The sequence below is a fragment of the Mesorhizobium sp. M0207 genome (assembly GCF_040321995.1).
Lineage (GTDB): Bacteria > Pseudomonadota > Alphaproteobacteria > Rhizobiales > Rhizobiaceae > Mesorhizobium.
Genome location: NZ_JAMYSQ010000003.1, coordinates 229,434 through 251,143, shown reverse-complemented (window position 1 = coordinate 251,143; position 21,710 = coordinate 229,434). Strand labels below are relative to the sequence as shown.

At 63.9% G+C, this 21,710-nt stretch carries 18 protein-coding genes; 16 read left to right on the top strand and 2 right to left on the bottom strand.

Going from position 1 to position 21,710, the window contains the following annotated elements:
- Positions 1-58: 58 nt before the first annotated feature.
- The 4 genes from NKJ15_RS07285 to NKJ15_RS07270 all read left to right on the top strand — a co-directional run bounded on the left by NKJ15_RS07285 (position 59) and on the right by NKJ15_RS07270 (position 3,965).
- Positions 59-991: a substrate-binding domain-containing protein gene (locus NKJ15_RS07285; protein ID WP_352473388.1), complete on the top strand. Its 933-nt coding sequence runs from the start codon at positions 59-61 to the stop codon at positions 989-991.
- A gap of 107 nt (positions 992-1,098) precedes the next feature.
- The gene (locus NKJ15_RS07280) at positions 1,099-2,085 is read left to right on the top strand and encodes an ABC transporter permease (RefSeq protein WP_352579431.1); all 987 of its coding nucleotides are present in this window, start codon (positions 1,099-1,101) and stop codon (positions 2,083-2,085) included.
- A gap of 3 nt (positions 2,086-2,088) precedes the next feature.
- Positions 2,089-2,883 carry an ATP-binding cassette domain-containing protein gene (locus tag NKJ15_RS07275; protein ID WP_023674040.1) on the top strand — a complete coding sequence of 265 codons (795 nt, stop codon included), beginning with the start codon at positions 2,089-2,091 and terminating at the stop codon, positions 2,881-2,883.
- 59 nt (positions 2,884-2,942) lie between these two features.
- A complete protein-coding gene (locus NKJ15_RS07270) occupies positions 2,943-3,965 on the top strand; it encodes a LacI family DNA-binding transcriptional regulator (protein WP_352681080.1) in 1,023 nt (340 codons plus the stop codon).
- 479 nt (positions 3,966-4,444) lie between these two features.
- Here NKJ15_RS07270 and NKJ15_RS07265 read toward each other — a convergent pair whose 3' ends face one another.
- Complete coding sequence (locus NKJ15_RS07265; protein ID WP_031211029.1) at positions 4,445-5,026, bottom strand: TetR/AcrR family transcriptional regulator; 582 nt, start codon at positions 5,024-5,026, stop codon at positions 4,445-4,447.
- 253 nt (positions 5,027-5,279) lie between these two features.
- On the opposite strand from NKJ15_RS07265, the gene NKJ15_RS07260 reads away from it, so the two are divergent.
- The 7 genes from NKJ15_RS07260 (at position 5,280) to NKJ15_RS07230 (ending at position 15,117) form a co-directional block, all read left to right on the top strand.
- Positions 5,280-5,555 (top strand): hypothetical protein, encoded by a 276-nt coding sequence (locus NKJ15_RS07260; RefSeq protein ID WP_352489531.1) that lies wholly within the window; start codon positions 5,280-5,282, stop codon positions 5,553-5,555.
- Entirely contained in the window at positions 5,549-8,728 is a 3,180-nt protein-coding gene (locus tag NKJ15_RS07255; RefSeq protein WP_352681076.1) for an efflux RND transporter permease subunit, read from the top strand. Before NKJ15_RS07260 ends, NKJ15_RS07255 begins: the two co-directional genes overlap by 7 nt.
- Before the next feature lie 16 nt (positions 8,729-8,744).
- The gene (locus tag NKJ15_RS07250; protein ID WP_352466107.1) at positions 8,745-9,899 is read left to right on the top strand and encodes an efflux RND transporter periplasmic adaptor subunit; all 1,155 of its coding nucleotides are present in this window, start codon (positions 8,745-8,747) and stop codon (positions 9,897-9,899) included.
- 295 nt (positions 9,900-10,194) lie between these two features.
- On the top strand, positions 10,195-10,920 hold the full coding sequence (locus NKJ15_RS07245; protein ID WP_352473393.1) for a GntR family transcriptional regulator: 726 nt from the start codon (positions 10,195-10,197) through the stop codon (positions 10,918-10,920).
- A gap of 50 nt (positions 10,921-10,970) precedes the next feature.
- Positions 10,971-12,077: a mandelate racemase/muconate lactonizing enzyme family protein gene (locus NKJ15_RS07240; RefSeq protein WP_352814694.1), complete on the top strand. Its 1,107-nt coding sequence runs from the start codon at positions 10,971-10,973 to the stop codon at positions 12,075-12,077.
- A gap of 203 nt (positions 12,078-12,280) precedes the next feature.
- Complete coding sequence (locus NKJ15_RS07235) at positions 12,281-13,603, top strand: NAD(P)H-dependent oxidoreductase (RefSeq protein WP_352768586.1); 1,323 nt, start codon at positions 12,281-12,283, stop codon at positions 13,601-13,603.
- A gap of 20 nt (positions 13,604-13,623) precedes the next feature.
- On the top strand, positions 13,624-15,117 hold the full coding sequence (locus tag NKJ15_RS07230; protein WP_352768584.1) for a xylulokinase: 1,494 nt from the start codon (positions 13,624-13,626) through the stop codon (positions 15,115-15,117).
- Here the strand turns inward: NKJ15_RS07230 and NKJ15_RS07225 are convergent.
- Complete coding sequence (locus tag NKJ15_RS07225) at positions 15,114-16,076, bottom strand: sugar-binding transcriptional regulator (RefSeq protein WP_352473400.1); 963 nt, start codon at positions 16,074-16,076, stop codon at positions 15,114-15,116. The genes NKJ15_RS07230 and NKJ15_RS07225 overlap by 4 nt on opposite strands.
- Positions 16,077-16,384: 308 nt before the next feature.
- Here NKJ15_RS07225 and NKJ15_RS07220 point away from each other — a divergent pair, with 308 nt between their 5' ends.
- From NKJ15_RS07220 to NKJ15_RS07200, 5 genes are all read left to right on the top strand, one after another.
- Positions 16,385-17,368, top strand: coding sequence for an ABC transporter permease (locus NKJ15_RS07220; protein WP_502893735.1), 984 nt, complete (start codon positions 16,385-16,387; stop codon positions 17,366-17,368).
- A gap of 150 nt (positions 17,369-17,518) precedes the next feature.
- Positions 17,519-18,457: a sugar ABC transporter substrate-binding protein gene (locus tag NKJ15_RS07215; protein ID WP_023674026.1), complete on the top strand. Its 939-nt coding sequence runs from the start codon at positions 17,519-17,521 to the stop codon at positions 18,455-18,457.
- Positions 18,458-18,490: 33 nt separating this feature from the next.
- The gene (locus NKJ15_RS07210) at positions 18,491-19,999 is read left to right on the top strand and encodes a sugar ABC transporter ATP-binding protein (protein WP_352814691.1); all 1,509 of its coding nucleotides are present in this window, start codon (positions 18,491-18,493) and stop codon (positions 19,997-19,999) included.
- A 125-nt stretch (positions 20,000-20,124) separates the two neighbouring features.
- Positions 20,125-20,889, top strand: a complete 765-nt coding sequence (locus NKJ15_RS07205; protein WP_352540146.1) for an SDR family oxidoreductase — start codon at positions 20,125-20,127, stop codon at positions 20,887-20,889.
- An 8-nt stretch (positions 20,890-20,897) separates the two neighbouring features.
- Positions 20,898-21,683, top strand: coding sequence for an SDR family oxidoreductase (locus NKJ15_RS07200; protein ID WP_352814690.1), 786 nt, complete (start codon positions 20,898-20,900; stop codon positions 21,681-21,683).
- The last annotated feature ends 27 nt before the right edge of the window (positions 21,684-21,710 follow it).

Here is a 21,710-nt window from a genome sequence, read left to right as displayed (position 1 = left end):
GGTTTTTGGCCGCGATCGTCGTCGGAGGAGGAGTTCGGTTCAAATGGGAGGAAATCAAATGCTGACGAGGCTAAGACTGCTTGTACTTGGCTTGGTGGTGGCCCTGGCCATTCCGGCCGCGGCACAGGCCAAGACGTTCTACTGGATTTCGCATGGCGGCCCGGCCGATCCGGTCTGGACCTACTTCCTTGCCGGCGCCAAGCAATGGGCGGCGGACACCGGCAACACCGTCAACACGTCGTTCCACAATGGCGACGTGGCGTCGCAGCAGGAGGCTGTTCGCGCCGCGATTTCCGCCAAGGCCGACGGCATCACCACGACCAGCCCTGATCCGGGCAGCCTTGTGGAGATCGCCAAGGAAGCGCGGGCGGCGAACATCCCGATCATCAACTTCAACACGCCCGACCCGAAGGCGGACTTCAACGCCTATGTCGGCGGCGACAACGTCACCTTCGGCAAACATTGGGCGCAGTATCTGGTCGACAAGGGCCTTGTGAAGAAGGGCGACTTCGTCTGGATGCCGGTCGAGATTCCCGGCGCCACCTATGGCGTCCAGGAAGAGGAAGGCATCAAGAGCGTGTTCGAGCCGCTCGGCATCACCTACGAAATCACCGAAGCGACGCTCGACCAGGCCGAAGTGATCAACCGCATGGTCGATTACCTCACCGCCAACAGGGCCAAGGTCAAGGCGGTTATCGGTCTCGGCGACCTTGTCACGGGTTCGATCAAGCGGGTGTTCGACCAGGTCGGCGTCAAGCCGGGCGAAATCCCGGTCGTCGGCTGGGGTAACTCGCTCGACACCACCCAGGAAGTGCTGAACGGCTACGTCAATGCCGCGCAGTGGCAGGATCCGCAGGCGACCAGCTACGTCGCGCTGTCGCTCGCCAACATGGCGGCGAGCGGTATTCCGCCCGGCTTCGACGTGATCACCGGCGCGCTCTACGAGAAGGACACCGCGGCAGTCTACGACAAGATCCTGTCTGGCAAATAAATCCGCGATCGAGTTGGTCACGGCCGCTTCGGCGGCCGTGACCTTCTCATCATTCCGCCGAAGCCGGTTGCGGTCGCGGCCAAATCCAATCCTATCGCGGGTCCAAGGTGGAAAATCGTTCTGTTATCCAACGCTCGATCGCGCGGCCCGAGTTCGGGCCGTTTGTGCTGCTCGTCGTCGAGATCGCCGTGTTCTGGGGCATCAACCACGACTTCCTGTCGCCGCAAAACATCTCGAACACGCTGGCCTTCACGGTCGAGCTCGGGCTGATCGCGCTGGCGATGACGCTGTTGATGACATCAGGCGAATTCGATCTCTCGGTCGGCTCGGTGTTCGGCTTCTCGCCGGTCCTGATGTGGACGTTGTTCAACAGCGGCGTCGCCTCGCTGGAAGCCGCTTTCGTCGTTGCGCTGGTGGTCGCTGCGTTCATTGGACTGGTCAATGGCTGGTTCGTGACGCAGCTCAAGATCCCGTCCTTCCTGGTGACGCTGGGCATGCTGCTGGTGGTGCGCGGCACCGCTTTGTTCGTCACCAACGGGTTTCCGCAGCGGACCTGGAGCGCCGAGGGCAGCTGGCTGGCGGAAGCGCTGGTCGGCGATTTCTTCATCGGGCCGTTCCGTATCTACATGTCGCTGTTCTGGTTCATCGCCGCCGCAATCGCGCTCGGTTACGTGCTGACGCAGAGCCGGACAGGCAACTGGATCCAGGCAGCCGGCGGCAACCCGAGTGCTGCAAGGGCGCGCGGCGTCAATGTCAGCGGTGTCAAGATCGGCCTGTTCATCCTGTCGTCGATCCTGGCCTCGCTTGCCGGGGTCATCTCCTCGCTGCGCACCTCGGCGGCCAACCCCAACAGCGGCACCGGCTACGAGCTCGAAGTCATCGCCATGGTGGTGATCGGCGGCACGGCGCTGACAGGCGGGCGCGGCACAATCATCGGCACGGTGCTCGGTATCCTGATCCTGCGCGTGATGCGCAACGGCATCGTGCTGATCGGTGTGCCGGGCCTTGCCTATAATATTTTCATCGGTGCCATCATCCTCGGCATGATGGCGCTCCATTCATGGCTGGAACGCCGGCATCAGGCAGGGACTTGAACCATGGCCGAACCGCTTGTCCGAATGGAAAATATCCGCAAGTCCTATGGCCGCGTGCAGGCGCTGGTTGATGCCAATTTCCATGTCAACGAAAGGGAGATCGTCGGCCTGCTCGGCGACAACGGCGCCGGCAAGTCGACGCTGATCAAGGTGCTGTCGGGCGCGGTCCCGCTGACCAGCGGCGACATCTTCATTCGCGGCAAGAAGGTGAATTTGCGCAGTACCAGCGACGCCATCGCGCATGGCATCGAGACGATCTACCAGGATTCGGCGCTGGTGACGCAGCTGTCGATCGCCCGCAACCTGTTTCTCGGGCGCGAGCCGATCAAGCCGCCGCGCTTCCTCAATCGGATGGACCAGGAGGCAATGAACGTGGTTGCCCGCGACCTGCTCAAGCAGGTCGGCATCTCGAAGAACATCCCGCCGACGACGCCGATCGGCTCGCTCTCCGGTGGCGAGCGGCAGGCGGTGGCGATTGCGCGCGCCATGCATTTCGACAGCGACCTCATCATCCTCGACGAGCCGACCAACAATCTCGGCGTCGCCGAAACGCAAGGCGTGCTGAGCTTCGTGCGCAGCGCCCGCGATTCCGGCCATTCGTGCATCTTCATCGCCCACAACATCCATCATGTCTTCCAGGTGGTCGACCGCATCGTCGTCATGCGCCGCGGCAAGGTGGTCGCCGACGATATTGACCCGAAGAAGACCAGCGTCGCCGAAGTCGAACGCGTCATCACCGGCATGTCGGACAAGGAGATCCATGACGCGCTGGTCGAGGGCACGCAACGGCCCGGCTGAGCAGCCGGGGGTCCGCCTGATCGTCGAGGCACTGGATCGCATCGCCACATGGTTGCGACATGAAAGCCACCGTTTCGGATATTGCCAGGAGCTGCGGCCTGTCGACCGCGACGGTCGACCGCGTGCTCAACAACCGGCCGGGGGCCAGTGCCGCCAACCGGCAGCGCGTGATGGAGGCGGCCAAGCAGCTCGGCTATCTGCCGGTCGTCGACCAGGTCGCGTTGCCATCGCGGCCGGCGCATCTCGAATTCTTCCTGCCGATCGGCAGCAATGCCTTCATGGCCGATCTGGCCAGGCACATCGAGGATTATGCGGCGCGCCTGCCGCTGGTCGCCTCCTGCCGCATCCACAAGCTCGCCGGCATCTCGCCGAGCGCCTTGCAGGCGGCCGTCGAAAACCTCTCGCTCAAGGCGAACGGCGTCGGCGTCATCGCCATCGATCATCCGAGAACGCGCAACATCTTGCGCGAGATCGTCGAGGCCGGCATACGCCTGGTCACGCTGGTGTCCGATGTTCCGGGTGCGCCCCGCTCAGCCTATGTCGGCATCGACAACCGGGTGGCCGGCCGCACCGCGGCGCTGCTGATGGGACGGTTCCTCGGCAGCCGCCAGGGCCATCTGGCGATGGTCGTCGGCTCACGCTCCTACCGCGGCCATGAGGAACGCGAGATGGGCTTTCGCTCCGTGCTCGGCGAGGAGTTCCCCAATCTGACGGTCACAAGCGCCGTTGAGATCAACGATGAGCCGGAGGCCAGTTATACCGCGACCATGAAGGCGCTGCACAGCGAGCCGGAGCTGCTCGGCATCTACTGTATCGGCGCCGGGCGCTCGGGCGTGGCAAAAGCATTGCTCGAAGTCAGGCCGCAGACGAAGCCGGTGTTCATCTGCCATGATCTGACGCGCGAGACGCGCGGCTATCTGGTCGACGATCTGCTCGACGTCGTCATCGACCAGAATGCGCGGCTGATCGCCGAACAGTCGGTCATTCGCCTGCTCGGCTCGATCGCCTCGTCGGCGCCCTATCTGACGCGGAAATTCATCGAGCCGCGCCTGATCTTCAAGGAAAATGTCCCGGTGCAGTGATGTCGCGCGAGGGCGATGGTCGCTCGGGCCTCGATGGTTAAAATTCGGTTGATACCGCAAATCTGCACATCACCTATGCAACTTTTGTGGTTGCCGAATCATTGGGCAATCGATAGTTTCGCAGGTGTCGGCCATCTACTCCTCCCAGATGCGATGCCGACGCTGAGTGCGGCACACCTCCTCCCGTGCCGTATTCGAAATCGAGCCCGCTGCCACCTCCTCCCGGCAGCGGGCTTTTTTTGTTCCAGCTCCGGGATAGCGGCCAATGCTTGCGGTCGGGACAGCACCGGACACGTTTGCTGATCCGCGCATCGATGAGCTTCGCTGCGACCGCCACGACCAGCAAACAACGCCGCGCCGGCAATGGTGCGGAGGATCGGCACAGGAGACGCGAGATGGCACATCGCGATGGGACGAGACATCACCCGGCGGCGCGGCGCGCAATCGAAACGCCACGGGTCGTTTCGCCGCTTACGAGACTATCTTGCCCTGAAAGACGTGATCAGGCCTTCAGCCATGCGGACGAACTGCGCGCTCGGGCCCTCGGCGCCGACGCTTTGCAGGCTGACGCGGGCGCCCTCGAGCAGAAGCGACAGCGTATCGGCGAGAAGCTCGGCCTGTCCGATACCCGCATCGCGACACAGCGAGACCAGCCGCTCGCGCTGCGCTTCCTTGAGTTCCTTGATCACTTGCCTTGCCGGATGATCCGCCTCGCTCAGCTCGATGGCGGCGTTGGCCATGTCGCAACCGCGGCGATCCGACATCAGGCAATCGGCCGCCATCCGGACCCAGGCGTGCAGCTGCGCCAGCTTGTCGCCCGGATTCTCGGCCTCGAACTTTTCCCACATCGCGTTGGCGCTGCAGGCGGTCGCCCGCAGACATTCGATGATCAGGTCGTCCTTGGACTCGAAATGCCGGTAGAGCGTCATCTTGTTGGTGCCGGCGGCCTCGGTAATGGCGTCGATGCCGACGCCGCGAATGCCATGCTTGTGAAACATGTCCCGTGCCGTCTCCAGGATCCTGTCCCGGGGGCGAACACGCTCCACAACACCGTCTGTCATCAAAACCTCCGTGATTGCGTTTCCCGAAATTCCCTCGGTGCACCTCTTGACTAGGGTGTTACCGGTCTGTAACGTTAGAGATGTTACTTACCTGTAACACCCGCATTGCATCATGTCAAACTCGCAAGTGCCGGCCATCAACCCCGCCCCGAGCGGCAAGGGGACGAACCGCACCTCACGGCCTCGGCCGGCGAGCAAGAAAACACCCGATCCGCGGCTTGCCGCGGATCGCCAAAAACCAGGAGCCGCTTCGATGTCGCAGCGCAATGATCTGACGATCGATGAAGTCGTGAGGGATCCGATGATCCGCATGCTGATGAAGGCCGACCGCGTCGACCCGCGGTCGTTCGAGGCGATGCTGCGTGCGCTGGCGGATGAGCAGGCCGAGCGCCGCAATGCGCCGCGCCGCCTTGTGGAAGATTTCGGCTTTCTCGAAGATTCCGGCTCAACGCGCAGCCGGCGGCTGTCCAGGGTGGCCAGGGCGTTTGGCCGGGCCAGAGCATCGGGCGAGGCGTGCATCTCATGGTAAACTTCTTCATTCATCGTCCGATCTTTGCGTCGGCGATCGCCATCATCATGGTGCTCGCCGGAGGGATCTGTTATTTCCTCCTGCCCGTCTCGCAGTTTCCCGACATCACGCCGCCCCAGGTCGTGGTCAGCGCCCACTACCCGGGCGCCAGCGCGCAGGTCGTCGCCGACACGGTGACGACGCCGCTCGAACAGCAGATCAACGGCGTCCAGGGGATGACCTATATGTCGTCGTCGAGCTCCAATGACGGCTCCTCGACGATCACCATCACCTTCGACGTTGGCTACGACCTGAGCACCGCGGCCGTCGACGTCCAGAACCGCGTTTCGCAGGCGGCTTCCTCGTTGCCGGCCATCGTCAATCAGGGCGGCGTGACGATCAAGAAGCAGAACCCGAACTTCGTCCTGATCGTCGACCTCACCTCGCCGGACGGTTCCGTCAACCCGGTCGCGCTGAGCAATCTCGCCTATCTGCAGGTGGTCGATCCGCTGAAGCGCCTGCCCGGCGTCGGCGACGTGCAGATCTTCGGCGAGCGGCGCTATTCGATGCGCATCTGGCTCGACCCCGACAAGCTCGCCAATCTCGGCATTACTGCCGTCGACGTGCAGAACGCCGTCGCCGAGCAGAACGTCCAGGTAGCGGCCGGCAAGATCGGGCAATCACCGGCTCCGGCCGGCACTGCCTTCGAGATGCAGGTCAACGCCGTCGGCAGGCTGAGCGATCCCAAGGAGTTCGGCGAAATCGTCGTGCGGGCCAATACCGCCAACGGCTCGCTGGTCAGGCTGCGCGACGTTGCGCGCATCGAGCTCGGTGCGCTGCAATATTCGTCGTCGGCCTTCTTCGGCAAGGACCCTACGGTGGTGCTCGCGGTCTACCAGATGCCGGGCTCCAACGCGCTCGATCTGCAGCAGCGCGTCAAGGACAAGATGCAGGAGCTGTCGGCCCGTTTCCCGAAGGGCGTCAGCTACGCCATGCATTACGATACGACACGTTTCGTTTCGGCCTCGATGCACGACGTGCTGATCACGCTCGGCGAGGCGCTGGTCCTGGTCGTCGCCGTGGTGTTCATCTTCCTGCAAAGCTGGCGCACCACGATCATCCCGACGATCGCAATTCCGGTGTCGCTGGTGGCGACGCTGGCCGTCATGCATATGCTTGGCTTCTCACTGAACATGCTCAGCCTGCTCGGCATGGTGCTGGCGATCGGCCTCGTAGTCGACGACGCCATCGTCGTGGTCGAGAATGTCGAACGCCAACTTGAGGCCGGCCTCAAACCGCTGGCTGCCACGCGTACCGCGATGGCAGAGGTTACCGGCCCGATCATCGCCACGACCGCCGTGCTGATGGCTGTGTTCGTGCCGGTTGCCTTCATTCCCGGCGTGTCCGGCCGGCTCTACAACCAGTTCGCCCTGACTGTGGCGATCTCCTTCGGCATCTCGGCCTTCGTCTCGCTGACGCTTACCCCGTCGCTCAGCGCTGCCTTCCTGCGCCACCGGCCGGAAACACAGTTCGTGCTGTTCCGCTGGTTCAACATGGGCTTCGAACGGCTGGCGCATGCCTATGCGAATGGTGTGCGCATTCTCATCCGCCTGCGCTGGATCATGCTTGGCGTGTTCGCGGCCGGACTTGTCGCGACCTATTTCGTCTGGCAGCGCCTGCCCTCGACCTTCCTTCCGGTCGAGGACCAGGGCTATTTCTTCGTCGTCATCCAGCTCCCCGACGGGGCCTCGCTGGAACGCACCGACGCGGTGGCGCAAAAGGCACGCGACATCCTGCAGAACACGCCCGGCGTCGACATCGTCGGCTCGATCAGCGGCTTGAACTTCCTGACCAGCGCCGCGCAGTCGAACTCGGCGGTCGAATTCGCTATCCTGAAGCCATGGGACGAACGCGGCCCCGACCAGAGCGCCTCGAAGCTCGTCGCCGATGTGCGCAACAAGCTGCTGCAAATTCCGGAGGCTTTTGCGCTGAGTTTCGACCCGCCGTCGATCCCGGGCATCGGCACCACCGGTGGCTTCGAGTTCCAGGTCGAGGACCTGACCGGCCGCGGCAGCGTGGCGCTCAACGATGCGACGCAAGCGGTGATTGCCGAGGCGCGCAAGCAGCCCGAGCTCAACCCGCAGCAATTGTTCTCGTCGTTCTCGACCTCGACGCCGCAGTTCAACTACGATCTCGATCGCGCCAAGGCGAAGCTGCTCGGGCTCAACCTGCCGGACGTGTTCAATACGCTGCAGATCTATCTCGGCTCGCTCTATGTGAACGATTTCAACCTGTTCGGCCGCACCTTCCGGGTGACGATCCAGGCCGACAAGGATTCTCGTGCCGGTCCGGCCGACATATCGCGGCTCTATGTCCGCAATGCCTCGGGTGGGATGGTGCCGCTGAGCACGCTGGGCAAGCTTGTGCCGATCGTCGGCCCCGAGACCGTGCCGCATTATAACAACAATGCGTCGGCCCTGATCAATGGCGGCGCCGCGCCCGGCTTTTCGTCCGGCCAGGCGGTGGCGGCGATGGAACGTGCCGCTGCCACGGCGTTGCCGAGAGATTTCGGCTACGAATGGACCGGCATCACCTATCAGGAGCTCAAGGCGGGATCGATCGCATCCGTCGTCTTTGGTCTCGCGATCGTCTTCGTCTTCCTGATCCTCGCCGCGCAATATGAGAGCTGGGCGATGCCGTTCATGGTGCTGCTGGCGGTGCCGCTCGCACTGTTCGGTGCGTTCGTCGTGCTGTGGCTGCGTGGCATGCAGATCGATGTCTATTCGCAGATCGGCTTCGTCATGCTGATCGGACTGGCGGCCAAGAACGCGATTCTGATCGTCGAGTTTGCCCGGCGCCGGCGCGAAGAAGGCCTCAGCATCGTCGACGCCGCGATGGAAGCGGCGCGGCTTCGGCTGCGACCGATCCTGATGACCGCCTTCGCCTTCATCCTCGGCGTGCTGCCGCTGATGTTCGCTACAGGTGCAGGTGCCGCAAGCCGGCAGTCGATCGGCACCACCGTCTTTGGCGGCATGGTCGCGGCGACGATCCTGTCGCTGGTGTTCGTGCCGGTCTTCTATGCGGTGATCGAGCAGCTGCGCGAGCGCCGCAGCGAGAGCGAACCGGTTTCCGAAGCGACCGAACAACCAACTGCCGAACCCGCCTTCGAGCCATTGGCCGAAGCGGCCGAATAGGACTGGAGAATTGATCATGCGTAAATGGAAAATCGCGCTGGGAACGGCCGTCGCCCTTGGGGCGATTTCGGTGGCGAGCGTTCACCTGCTCGACATGGGCAGCCTCAGCCTCAACGCGGGCACAGCCGGGGCGGCGACACCCAAGCCGGAAGCCTTTGTCATGCCGGTGCCGGTGGTGAGCGTCGTCAAGAAGACGATCCCGATCTATCTCGACTACGCCGCCCGGGTGGAGCCGATCCGCAGCATCACGCTGCAGGCGCGCGTGCCGGGTTATCTGCAGGAGCAGGTCGCCACCGACGGCAGCGACGTGGCGAAGGGCGACCTTCTCTACAAGATCGCGCCGGAGGATTTTCAGGCTGCCCTCGAGCAGGCGAAGGCGCTTATCCAGCGCGACACGGCGACGCTCGACTATGCGCGCTCCAATCTCGGGCGCGGCAGCGAACTCGCCAAGAGCGGCTATCTCGCCAAGGACGTGTTCGACCAGCGCACCAGCACCTTGCGTGAGGCTCAGGCCTCGCTCGCCGTGAACCAGGCCGCCTTGCGGACCGCCGAGCTCAATTTGAGCTATACCGAAATCCGTGCCCCGTTCGCGGGACGCATCGGACGCAGCCAGGCTTCCGTTGGAACGCTGGTCAGCGTTGCCGGCACCGTGCTCAATTCGCTGGTGCAGCTCGATCCGATCTACGTCACCTTCAATCCGAGCGAAACGGACCTGACACAGATCGAGGAAGCCCGGGCCGCGGGACCGATCAGTGTCGACGTCCTGCTTCCCGGTGAAACGGAACCGCGCCAGAAGGGCGATCTTACCTTCATAGACAACACGATCGATCGCTCGACCGGCACGATCACGGCACGGGCGACGATCGGCAACGGCAAGTTCACGCTGCTGCCCGGCCAATATGTCCGCGTCCGGCTGCACGTCAAAGAGCAGCCCGATGCGCTGATGGTACCGCAGACGGCACTCGGCTCAGGCCAGCTCGGCAAATACCTCTATGTCGTCGGCAAGGACAACACGGTCGACCAGCGTATCGTTTCGCTCGGACCGACCAATGGCGATCAGGTCGCCATCTTGAGCGGTGTGGCCGAAGGCGACCGGGTGATTACCGGCAATCTGCAGAAGATCGGCCCGGGAATGCCGGTCTCGCCGCTGCCCGAGAAACCGGCCACCTGATAACCCCCATCAGGTCCGGTTCCGCGGCGCCCTCGGCTCCCACGCCAAGGGCGCCGTTTTTGCTATGTTTCGTTCTACGCAACTCCTTGGGGAAAACGCAACGTACGCCGGCTTCGAGAAGCCGGTGTGATGTTCAGCGATGAAGAACGGGTCGGTCTTTGCGGCCGTGCGGCCTGACGGCCTTGCCGGCGCCGCAAGCCAGCCGGCCAAGCGGAAGTCAAGAAATCCACAACCCGCCTCTTGTTAGATTGTCGACAATCTGCTTGTCTTGATTTCGGTTCCCTGGAGCAGCCGAATGGCAAAGCTGGATTTCAGTCCGATCGCGGATACGACACGCAGGGCCGAGATCGTAGGGCTGCTCCGGCGGGCGATCCTGACCGGCCAGCTGGAACCTGGACAGAAGCTCAACGAACTCAGGATTTCCGAGCAGATGCGGGTGAGCCGCGCGCCGCTGCGCGAGGCGATGCGCGAGCTGGTGCAGGAAGGCATCCTGACCAGCATTCCCTACGCCGGAACCTTTGTCATCGACGTCACCGCCAAGGACATCGACGACGCCTATTCGCTCAACAAGGTGCTCGACGAGTTCGCCATCGCGCGGACCTGGCCGCTTCGCGACCAGCGCTTCTTCGACGAACTCGACCGGCGTCATGCGGCGGTGAAGCAGGCGACGCGCGAACTGGACACGACGCGGCAGATCGAAACAGCGCTGCAACTGCATGGCCTGATCCACGAATGGGCCGACAATTCGGTGCTGCTTGAAACGTGGCAACGGCTGACCAGCCGGCTGCAGATGTATTTCGCGTTGCACCAGCGGGCGCGCAACGAGCCGGTGCCTGCCGAAGATGCTCACGAGACCTATGTACGGCTGCTCAAGGGCAGCGACATGCGCGCCGCACAGCGCCACGCCAAGGAGCATATCGACCTGGATTTCGAAGAACTGCTCGCCTATGCGCGCGGGCTGGAACAGCGCGGCTCAAAGGGCGCCGGCGCCGATCGTGCCGGCCGACCTAGAGGCGGCTGAGCCCGACAAATTTGACGGACATCCCGGAACACAGACAACGGACAGAAAACGTGCAGATCAAAACCATCAAAGCCTACCATGTCGTGCAGCCCTTCGTTGACGGGCTTTACCGTATGTCCAAGGGGCGCGTCGCCGATGCGTTCGACGCGGTGATCGTCGCCGTCACCGCCGATAGCGGGCTCACCGGCTGGGGCGAGATGGCGCCGCTTGGCAACTTCTATTCGGCTGCCTTCGCTGCGGGTACTCGCGCCGGTGTCGTCGAGATCGCGCCGCATCTCATTGGCCATGACCCACGCGGGCTAGCCAGTATCAACAGGCTGATGGACACCGTGTTCAAGGGCCATCCCTACATCAAGTCGGCGCTCGACATGGCATGCTCGGATCTCGCGGCGCGCGCCGTCGACGTGCCGCTGGTCACCCTGCTCGGCGGACGCGAAAGCGAGACGGCCGAACTCTACAAGGTCGTCACCCACGGCACGGTCGACGCGATGGCCGCGCTCGCCAAGCACATCGTCAAGGACGGCTTTCATCGGCTGCAAGTCAAGGTCGGCGGCAACCTCCATGACGACATCGAACGCGTCACAGCCGTCGCCGCCGCCGTGCCGAAGGGCACCGTCATCTTCTGCGACGCCAATGCCGGTTGGACGCCTTACCAGGCGCGCCAGTTCGTGGATGCGACGCGCACGATCGACTACACGTTCGAGCAGCCCTGCACGACGATCGACGAATGCCTGTCGGTGCGCCGCTCGCTCGACAAGCCGATGGTGCTCGATGAATCCGTCGCCTCGCTTGATGATATGCTCGATATCCATCGCAAGGGCGCGGCCGACGGGCTGACGCTGAAGATCTCACGCCTCGGTGGCGTCACCAAAACGCGCCAGATCCGCGACCTTGCCGTCGACCTCGGCTTCATGATCACGGTCGAGGACACTGGCGGCGCCGAGATCGACACATCGGCCATGGCGCATCTGTCGCTGTCGACGCCGGAGGAGCGCCGGCTGCACGCCATCGCCTTTCACGAATGGGTGACGGTGCGCACCGCATCCAACATGCCGCCGGTTTCGGGAAGCCGTATGGGCATTCCGGATGGGCCGGGCCTCGGCATCGATGTCGTTCCCGGCCTGCTCGGTGCGCCCTTCTTCGAAATCGGCAGCTGAGCTGCAACAAGGCTGCACCCAATCAAGCTGAATATGCCGCGTCCTTCTGACTGTCGTGCGGATTGACCGCTCATCCAATCGTCTTCGGCCGATTGCAGAGCGACAATGCCCAATTGCCGGTTGAAATATTTTTCATTTGCAAATAGAAATGTTCAAAACGTTGATTTGGACGCTGCGGCGCGTCAGGAACTGGAGGAAGCGACATGTCCCATCCGCAATTTGCAGCGGAACTTCTGCAGCGCGCTGAACAGCAGGGGCCGATCACCATCGGGCTTGCCGGCGCCGGACAGATGGGCACCGACATCGTCGTCCAGGTCGCGCTGATGCCGGGCATGCGGATCGGCGCTATTTCCGAAGTCAGGCCGCAGGCAGCGATCGACGCGGCGCTGCTCGCTGGCCATGACCGTTCCGACATCGTCCAGGCCGGCAATGCGGCCGCGATCGACCGCGCCATCGAGGCCGGCAAGATCGCGGTGACCGAAGATTTGCATGCGCTGGCGGCGGCCGGCCGGATCGACGTCATCATCGACGCGACGGGCAATCCCAATATCGGCACGTTGTTTGCGCTCGAAGTGATGAAGAACGGCAAGCACATCGTCATGCTCAATGTCGAGGCCGACATCACCATCGGCCGTTTCCTCAAGGACGAAGCGCGTAAGGCTGGCGTCGTATATACCGGTGCGGCCGGCGACGAGCCCGCCTGCACGCTGGAGATCATCGGCTTTGCCAAGAGCCTCGGCTTCAACATCATCGCCGCCGGCAAGGGCAAGAACAATCCGCTGAAGATCGACGCCATGCCGGCCGACTACGAGAAGGAGGCGGCCGAGCGCAACATGAATGCGCGCATGCTGGTCGAATTCGTCGACGGCTCGAAGACGGCGATCGAGATGGTGGCGATCGCGAATGCGACCGGGCTGGTGCCCGACGTGCCGGGCATGCACGGCCCGACCGCGACGCTGGAGGAACTGGCCAGCGTGCTTTGCCCGCGCGACGATGGCGGCGTGCTGCATCGCAAGGGCGTTGTCGATTACTCGATCGGCAAGGGTGTGGCGCCCGGCGTGTTCTGCATCATCGAGACCCGGCATCCGCGTGTGCTGGAGCGCATGATCGACCTCAAGGTCGGCAAGGGGCCCTATTTCACGATCTTCCGGCCCTATCATCTGACCAGCCTGGAAGTGCCGCTGTCGGCGGCGCGCGCCGTGGTCTACAAGCGGGCCGACATGGAGCCGCTCGACCATCCTGTGGCCGAGGCGGTCGCGGTCGCCAAGAGCGATCTTGGCGTTGGCCAGTCGCTCGGCATGATCGGCGAGAACGACTATCGCGGCTTCGCCATGACCTGGGGGGATGCGCGCGCCCGTGGCGCCCTGCCGCTCGGCCTTGCCGAACGCGCCAAGGTGGTCAAGCCGCTCAAGACCGGCGACTTCCTGACCTATGAAAATTGTGTACCCGACGATTCGATGGTGATAACCCAGATCCGCCGCCGTCTCGACCAGTCGGACGGACGGTTCGTTACAAACGCAGCCTGACCCCGCCGGATCTCCGCCTGATGGACGATGTCGTAATCGGGATCGACGCCTCGACCACGGCCGTGAAGGCGATTGCCTTCACCCGCGCCGGCGAGGAGCTGTTCCAGGCGCGCGAGACCTATCCGCTTTCAAATCCGAAGCCCGGCCATTTCGAGCAGGAGGCCGAACAGTGGTGGACGGCGCTGCTTGGCGCATTGAAGCAGGTCACCGAGGCGGTCGGCGCTGCGCGGGTGGCGGCGGTTTGCATCGCTCACCAGCGAGAGACCTTCACGCTGGTGGACAGCGCCGGCAAAGCACTCATGCCGGCAATCCTGTGGCTGGACGAACGCGCCCGGCCGCAAGTTATCAGGCTTTCGGCCGAACTCGGCCGCGAGGCGATCCGCGACTGGAGCGGCAAGCCGCCGGACCCGACGCCGGCGCTCTACGCCATTGCCTGGCTTGCCGAGCACCAGCCGCAAGTGCTTCGCCAGGCAGCGGCACTGGTCGACGTGCACGGTTTCTTCGTCCAGCGGCTGACCGGGCGATTGGTCACCAGCACCGCAAGTGCGGATCCGCTCGGGCTGCTCGACGTCGAGAAAGGTACCTGGCATCCCCGCCTCGTTGCGGCCGCCGGACTGCAGATGGAGCAATTGCCCGAGCTGGTCGCGCCAGGCGTGGTCTGCGGCAGTCTTTCCGCAAGCATAGCGCAGCTGACCGGCCTGAGGGCCGGCACGCCGGTCGTTGCCGGCGCTGGGGACGGCCAGGCGATGGGCCTCGGCATGGGCGTCTACGGCGAGGGCAAGAGCTATCTCTCGCTCGGCTCCGGCGTGGTCAGCGGCTGCTATTCCGGCAAGGTGAAAACCTCGGACGCGTTTCGCACGCTGGTTTCGCCGACCGGCTCCGGTTTCATGCTGGAGACCGTGCTGCGCTCGGGCATGCAGCTGGTCGACTGGATCGTGCGAACCACCGGTTCGCCCTCGGCGGCAGCGCTGGAGAAAGTGGCGCTGGATGTTGCCGCGGGCAGCGAGGGCCTGCTCATCATGCCCTATTGGGCCGGCGTCATGAGCCCGTATTGGGACGGTGCCGCGCGCGGCGCCATTGTCGGCCTGTCGCTCGATCACCGGCCGGAGCATCTCTTCCGCGCTGTCCTGGAAGGCATCGCCTTCGAGCAGGCCGTCGCCACCGAGGCCATGGAAGCCCAGGCCGGCGGACCGGCGGCGATGATTGCCGCCGGCGGCGGCACCAATTGCGCGCTGCTCATGCAGATCATGGCAAGCGTGCTCGAGCGGCCGCTCTCGGTTTCGCCGGTCAACGAAGCCGCCGCACTCGGCGCTGCCATGCTGGCGGCAGCGGCTGTCGGCTGGTTTGCCTCGCCGGAAGCCGCCGCGCAGGCAATGGCTGCCGCTCCCACCAGGCATGTCGATCCGGTCGACGGGCTTGTCGCCGCCTATCGCAGCCGCAAGGAAATCTACCGCGACCTTTATCAGGCGACGCGCGACATCCACACCCGCCTCAGCGCTCTCGGCGAAATCTAGCGGTTGAGCAGGCCCTTGGCCGCGTCTTCGTCGGTGATCAGAACCGATACCTTGGTGTTGGCGAGCGCAGCCCGCATTACCGCTACCTTCTCGCTGCCTCCCGACACCAGGATGATGCTCGGGATATCCGACAGATCCTGCAGCGGATAGGCGCAGACGCGGCGGTTGACCTCGTGGTCGACCGGGCGGCCCTCGGCGTCGATGAAATGACACAGAATATCGCCGACGGCACCGGCCGCCTGCAATTCCTCGAGTTCGCTTGGCTTGATGAAGCCGTAATTGGCGATCGGGCTGTCGTTGGAAAACGAGCCGACGCTGAGCACGGCGATGTTTGCCCGGCGTGCACGGAAGACGACGTCCTGAACGCTGCGCTGGCTCATGAAAGCGTCGCGCTGCTCCGGCCTGTCGGCATAGACCGGCACCGGCAGCAGGAAGCACTCCGCACCGATCTTTTCGGCGAAATCCCAGGCGCTTTCTGTCGGGTTAAGCGGCTGGGCATGGGTGAGGCCGCCAAGCATCGAAACCACCGTCGTCCTGGCGATGGGCCGCCGCGGCAATTCATTGATGGCAAATTTCAGTGTCCGCCCCCAGCCCAGTGCGATGACATCGCCGGCATTCACATGGTCGGCCAGGTAGGCGGCGGCGGCGTGGCCGATCATCAGCGGCGCGTTGCTTCGGTCTGCCGCCGACGGCACGACAACAGCCTGGCTGAGCCCGAACCGCTGCTTGAGGCTTTCCTCCAAAATCACGCATTCGACGACGCTGTCGCGGATGCGAAACTGGACGACACCCTCTTCGCGGGCGGCGGAGAGAATGCGATGCACTTTGATGCGGCCGACGCCGAGAATTTCGGAAATCCGCTCCTGTGTAAGACCCTCGACATAATAGTGCCAGGCGGCGCGGGCCTTGAGTTCGGCGTCGGGGAAGCGCGGGGCTCTTTCGTTCTCTACGATCGTCATCTGTTTGCCTTGCCGCAGCCGCCGGCTCTGCTCATGATATTCCAATCCGGCGACTTCGAAATGCCCAAGATTTCGGAGACCTTGCGTAAGGCAAACCGGCGGACAGCGCAAACCCGTCGTCGAATGAAGCGGCAGGCCTTGACAATTTTCCGACGAACAGTTTAGCTGAACAAAATTGCATGTTAAAGATAAATTGTTCACAGGGAGGGGCCTGGTGGACAAAGTGGCCCGGTGATGCAGCGCCGGATTGCTGTGGAGGAGACAAAGTGGCTGTGAGCAACGACGCAAGCAATTTGAAGGCAGGCGAGTTGAAGGCAGGCTCTGGCGCGCAGGCTACGGCGGGCGCAAGGTTTTCGGCTGTCTTTGCCGGAACCATGGGTCCGCTGATCGGGCTGGCGCTGCTGTGCCTGGCGCTCTCGCTGACCACCGACACCTTCCTGACCATCCGCAACATCCTAAACGTGCTCGACCAGGTCACCGTGCTCGGCATCATGGCGATCGGCATGACGCTGGTCATCCTGATCGGCGGCATCGACCTGTCCGTCGGCTCGGTGCTGGCGCTGGCTTCCATGGTGATGGGCTTCGTCGCCCATCCGGACTATCTCAATCTCGGCCTGCCCGCTGGCATCGCCGCGGCCCTCGTCGTCGCCGGTCTTTGCGGCCTGGTTTCGGGCCTGCTGGTGACGGTCACCAGGCTGCCGCCCTTCATCGCCACGTTGGCGATGATGTCGGTGGCGCGCGGCCTCGCCAACATGATCACCGACGGCTCGCAGATCGTCGGCTTTCCCGACTGGTTCACCAGCCTGTCGATAATCCGCCATTTCGGCTTCCTCTCGGTCACCGTCGGGCTGATGATCGTGCTTGCCGTCATTTTCGCGATCTTCCTGAATTATCGCGCTACCGGCCGTAGCCTGTACGCAATCGGCGGCAGCGCCGAAGTCGCCCGGCTGTCCGGCATACCAGTCAAGTCGCTGACAAACTGGGTCTATGCGATCTGCGCCGTGCTGGCCGGTCTCGCAGGCATCGTGCTTGCCGCCCGGCTCGACTCCGTCCAGCCGAGCTCCGGCCTTGGCTACGAACTCGACACCATCGCGGCGGTGGTGATCGGCGGCGCCAGCCTGTCGGGCGGCGTCGGTTCGATCGGCGGCACAGCCATCGGCGTCCTCATCATCGGCGTGCTGCGCAACGGGCTGAACCTGCTCGGTGTCTCGCCCTTCATCCAGCAAGTGGTTATCGGCGTGGTGATCGCACTGGCGGTGGCCACCGACACGTGGCGGCGCCGAGCACAATGAAGAATGGAGCACAATGAAGAATTGGGCTCAATGAGATTCGCCCCGATATTCGGGCGAAAACGGATCGGTGATCCGAAACTGGGAGTTGTTCGGCCAAGGGGCGCCGCGATGCGCGGGCAGGACAGATTGAACATCAACGGAGGAATAAACATGCTGACCAAACGTTCATTGCTGCTTGCCGCCGCGGCCGTCATCCCGCTGCTTGGCCTGTCCGACATGGCCTCGGCCAAGGAGGCCAAAAAGCTCGGCCTCGCCGTCGCCAATCTGCAGGCCGACTTCTTCAACCAGATCAAGCAGTCCGTCGAAGCCTACGGCAAGGAAAAGGGCATCGAGGTCGTTACCGTCGACGCCAAGGGCGATTCGGCGACCCAGGTCAGCCAGGTGCAGGACCTGATCACGCAGAACATCGATGCGCTGATCTATATTCCAGCCGGCGCCACCGCCGCCACCGTGCCGACCAAGACCGCCAAGGCTGCCGGCATCCCAGTCGTCAATGTCGACCGCAACGCCGACGGCGCGCCCGGCGATACCTTCATCGCAACCAACAGCGTGGCATCGGCCAAGGCGGTTTGCGACTACATCGCCAAGCAGGCCGGCGGCAAGGGCGAGCTGATCATCATCCACGGCCAGAAGGGCACGACGCCCGAAGTCGACCGCTCGAAGGGCTGCGGCGAAGCGCTGAAAGGCTATCCCGACATCAAGGTTGTCGGAGAATTGTGGAGCGAAGGCTGGCACCAGGACGAAGGTTTCAAGCTGACGCAGGATCTGTTGCAGTCGCACCCCGACGTGTCGATCGTCATCGGCCAGGCCGACGCGCTGGCGCTCGGTGCGGCGCAGGCCGTCAAGGTCGCCAATCCCGGCCACAAGGTCTGGGTTGCCGGCTTCGACGGCGACGTGGCGGCGCTCAAGGCACTGAAGGACGGCGTCTTCGACGTGACCGCGACGCAGCAGACCCAGGGCATGGGCCGGCTCGCCGTCGATGCAGCAATCAAGCTGGTGGCCGGCGAGACCATTCCCGCCGAACAGCTGCAGGATGCGACGCTGACCACCAAGGACAATGTCGAGCAGTTCATCGCCAAGCATCCCTGATTGAGACCAGTCCGGCAATCGACGAGCGCAACGATGTCCACCGATCCTCGCCACACGCACAGCCCCCATAACGGGCTCGTCGTCAGCGGCCTCTGCAAAAGCTACGGGCCGGTGCAGGTCCTGGCCGATGCGAGCTTCGAGGTGCAGCCGGGCGAGGTCGTGGCGCTGCTTGGCGAAAACGGCGCCGGCAAGTCGACTGTCTCGAACATCATCGCCGGGTCGACGAAACCCGATGCCGGCACCATCACCTGGCGGGGGAACGCTTATTCCCCCGCCAATCCTGCCGCGGCGATCGACGCCGGCATCGGCATGATCCACCAGGAGCTGAAGCTCTTGCCCGATCTGTCGGTCGCCGAAAACGTGTATGTCGGGCGCCTGCCGATGCGTGGCGGCCGCATCGACCGCGCGGCAATGAATGCACGGGCATCGGCCCAGTTGAAGCGCCTCGGCCTCGATGTCTCGCCGGAGCGCAAGGTGCGCACGCTGCGTATCGCCGCCCAGCAGCAGGTCGAGATCGCCAAGGCGCTGACGCTCAATGCCGAGCTGCTGATCTTCGACGAACCGACGGCAGCCCTTGGCGGCGAGGAAACGGAGCTCCTGTTCCAGCAGATCCGCAAGCTCAAGGCGGAAGGCATGTCCTTCATCTATATCAGCCACCGGCTGGACGAGATCGCCCAGATCGCCGATCGCGTGGTGGTGATGCGCGACGGGCGCGTCGTCGCCCGGCACGAGCGCGCCGACATTCCGGTGCGCACAGTCGTCGAGCAAATGGTCGGCCGCAGCGTCGAGCGGATGTTCCCTACGGTATCGGCGCCGGGCAACGACACGCTGCTCGAGGTCGAGAACCTGTCCTCGCCGGAACGCAGCTTTCAAAATGTCAGCTTTTCAGTGCGGGCCGGCGAAATCCTCGGCATTGCCGGGCTGATCGGCGCCGGACGCACGGAGCTGGTGCGGGCGATCGCCGGTGCCGATCCGATCTCATCGGGATCGGTGCGCGTCGCCGGCAAGCCGGTGCATCTCCATGGCCCGGCGGCGGCGATCAAGGCCGGCGTCGTTCTGGTACCGGAAGACCGCAAGGCGCAAGGCGTGGTGCTCGACCAGACGATCGGCGAGAACCTGGCGATCGGCAATTTCGACCATGTCGCGCCGAATGGCTGGGTGTTCCCGAAGGCGGTGCAGAAATTCGCCGAGGCCGGCATTCGCCGGCTCGGCGTCAAGGGCCGGCCGAACCAGGCGGTCAGCAAGCTCTCCGGCGGCAACCAGCAGAAAGTGATCATCGCCAAATGGGTGTCGCGCCCGCCCAAGGTATTCATCCTGGACGAGCCGACGCGCGGCATCGACGTCGGTGCACGCGCCGCGATCTATGATGTCATCGCCGACCTTGCCCGCTCCGGCATGGCGGTGGTGGTGGTGAGCTCCGACCTCGAGGAAGTTCTCGGCCTGTCGCATCGCGTGCTGGTGCTGAGCCGCGGCCGGCAACGCGGCATTCTCGACCGCAGCGAAGCAAGCAATATCGCCGTGATGGAACTAGCCACGAGCTAGGACGCCCATCGAAACAAAGCGCAGCAGGTGGTATCCTCCCGGGCACCAGACCGCGCGGGGCGCCAGCAACAGAGTTGGCGCCCCTTTATTTCCGGAGGACGGCGGTTGGAGCAGAGGGACCGACGATGAAATTATTCGACCTTCATGGTGACGTGGCACTTGTGACAGGCGCCGGCAGCGGCATCGGGCAAGCAATCGCCATTGGGCTGGCCGAAGCCGGCGCCGACATAGCCTGCTTCGGCCACGCCTCGAAAGGCGGGCTGGAGGAGACCGCGCACCGGATCACGGCACTCGGCCGCAAGGCGCTGGTGCTGAACGGCACAGTAACTTCAGAGACCGATCTCGCGGCCGCGATAGAGCGTACGGAGATGGAACTCGGCGCGTTGACCATCGCCGTCAACAATGCCGGCGTCGCCGGAGCTGAGCCGGCAGAGACGCTGTCGCTGGAGGAATGGCAGAAGCTCTATGACGTCAATGTCAGCGGCGTGTTCCTGTCCTGCCAGGCCGAGGCCCGCGCCATGCTGACGCGGCGCAAGGGCTCGATCATCAACATCGCGTCGATGTCGGGCTCGATCGTCAATCGCGGCCTGACCCAGGCGCATTACAATTCGTCGAAGGCCGCGGTGATCCACATGTCGAAGAGCCTCGCCATGGAATGGGCCGATCGCGGCCTGCGCGTCAATGTCGTCAGCCCCGGCTACACGCTGACGCCGATGAACAAACGGCCGGAGGTCGCCGACCAGGTCAGGATCTTTGAGCGCGACACGCCGATGGGCCGCATGGCGGCGCCGGAAGAGATGGTCGGCCCGACCGTGTTCCTGGCCAGCCGCGCCGCGAGTTTCGTCACCGGCATCGACCTGATCGTCGATGGCGGCTTTGTCTGCTGGTAGGAGAAAACATGCAGAAGCGATTCCTAGGAAAAACGGCGGTCATCACCGGCGCCAGCGGCGGCATTGGTGCGGCAATGGCCAGGCGCTTCGCGGCGGAAGGTGCCGCGGTCGTCGTCAGCGCCATCGACGCGCGCGTCGAAGAGGTCGCCGCCGATCTCAAGGCTATGGGCGCCAGGGTCGCATCGCTGCGCATGGACGTGACGAAGAAGGACGAAGTCATCGCCCTCTATGACCTGGCCGAGCAACAGTTCGGCCGCGTCGACATCTCCGTACAGAATGCCGGTGTCATCACAATCGCCAGGATAGAGGCTATGACCGAGGCCGAATGGGACAAGGTGATGGCGGTCAACACCAAGGGCGTGTTCCTGTGCTGCCAGGAGGCGATCGCGCGCATCCGCAAGCATGGCGATGGCGGCCGGCTGATCAACACCGCATCAGGCCAGGCGCGGCAGGGCTTTATCTACACGCCACATTATGCGGCGTCGAAATTCGGCGTCGTCGGCATCACCCAGAGCCTGGCCAAGGAAGTGGCGAAGGAGAAGATCACCGTCAACGCGATCTGCCCCGGGATCATCGACACCGATATGTGGGCCTATAACGACGCCACATGGGGAAAGTTGATGGGCGAGTACAAGCCCGGCGAGCTGATGGCCGAATGGGTGAAGAACATCCCGATGGGCCGCGCCGGCAGCGGCGAGGACGTCTCCGGCCTGGTCAGCTTTCTCGCCAGCGACGATGCGGCCTACATCACCGGCCAGACCATCAATGTCGATGGCGGCCTGATCATGTCGTGAGCGGCGCGGGCCGACATACCATCGACC